The sequence below is a fragment of the Streptomyces sp. SID5910 genome, assembly GCF_009862125.1.
Classification (GTDB): domain Bacteria; phylum Actinomycetota; class Actinomycetes; order Streptomycetales; family Streptomycetaceae; genus Streptomyces.
The window spans coordinates 1-814 of record NZ_WWHX01000631.1 but is presented as its reverse complement, the minus strand read 5'-3'; the positions used below and the strand labels follow the sequence as shown (position 1 = coordinate 814).

The window sequence follows — 814 nt, the reverse complement described above, 5'->3', positions numbered from 1 at the left end:
GCTGCCGTGGCCTCTGATCGGCGCGGCAGCCGGTGGCCTCGTGGTCCTGGCCATCGTCATCGGCACTGCCACCGCACTCGGCGGCGGAGACGAGAAGAAGGACGAGGCGGCCAAGCCGGCGGCCGCCGCGAGCGAGAAGCCTTCCGCCACACCGGCTCCGACCGCGGTCGAGTCGGCTGCCGTCGAGGTGATCACGCCTGAGAAGAGCCCGGAGTTCGCGGCGCTGCTGAAGGCAGACACATGCGATGACACAAACCTGGACTTCGCGACCAGGCACAAGGGTCAGAGGGTGGCCTTCAACGGCTCGATCGTGCACATGGCGCGCAACTCCACCGGCTATGACTTCCTCCTGGGCCCGGGCGACAAGGGATCGCAGACGACGGTCGGCCCGGCCTTCAAGTACGAGGACGTCGATATCTCCGACCTGAAACTGACCGGTGAGGAGACCCCCACCACCGTCGACGTAGGCGACAAGTTCCGCTTCGTCGCCGAGGTGGGCGAATTCAACGCGGTCCAGTGCCTCTTCCACCTCACCCCGGTCTCGACGGAGACCCGGTAGTCAACCCTTCCCACCAGGGACGCGAAGGACCTCCTTGATCGGCCGGTGCATGAGGATGGTGCTCGTACATCTGCGAACCGGCTTGACCGTCACCACAGGGCGCTGCTGGAATCACTCTGCGTACAGGAAACAGGGCGGGGAGTGGAGTCACATGGCAGCCCTCGACAACGTGAAGCTCAAGGACGTTCTGGCGGATGTCGCCTCGGGCTCCTTACAACTGCCGGACTTCCAGCGGAACTGGAAGTGGGACGACGA

Annotated in this window: 1 protein-coding gene; it reads left to right on the top strand. The window is 65.1% G+C overall.

The genetic code is table 11. The features are described 5' to 3' along the window. Nucleotides 1-559, top strand: a 559-nt coding sequence (locus tag GTW67_RS22130) for a DUF4839 domain-containing protein (protein WP_161166550.1), incomplete at its 5' end; no start/stop codon positions are given. Nucleotides 560-814 lie beyond the last annotated feature (255 nt).